The sequence below is a fragment of the Pseudomonas tremae genome, assembly GCF_001401155.1.
Taxonomy (GTDB): Bacteria; Pseudomonadota; Gammaproteobacteria; order Pseudomonadales; family Pseudomonadaceae; genus Aquipseudomonas; species Aquipseudomonas tremae.
This window is the reverse complement of record NZ_LJRO01000096.1, coordinates 1-321: the sequence shown is the minus strand read 5'-3', so window position 1 is coordinate 321 and position 321 is coordinate 1. Positions and strand designations below refer to the sequence as shown.

Here is a 321-nt window from a genome sequence, read left to right as displayed (position 1 = left end):
ATCTTTCACAGCATGGACGACACACTGGTGCCGCTCGCCAACGGTATCGAGCTGTACAAGGCAGCGCCTCCACCGCGCGTATTGCAACTGACCCGTGGCGAGCACGTACAGACGTTCGCAGACCCTCTCTGGCGTCAGGTGATGCTGCGCTATCTGGACGACCCGACGCATTTCAATGGCCTGCGTCGCCTTGCGCAAGTGCCCGACTACCCGACCCCTGCTACACCGCCATCGCCATGAGCCGCGACCGTAACGTCAACGGCATGATTCTCAGCGCTGTCGGTGCAGTCATCGGCACCGTCGGCTGTCTGTGGTTTTACG

Annotated in this window: 1 pseudogene; it reads left to right on the top strand. The window is 61.4% G+C overall.

Annotation, left to right across the window (positions count from 1 at the left end):
• Positions 1-240, top strand: a pseudogene (locus tag ALO43_RS08145) (alpha/beta hydrolase); the annotation flags it as partial.
• Positions 241-321: the final 81 nt, after the last annotated feature.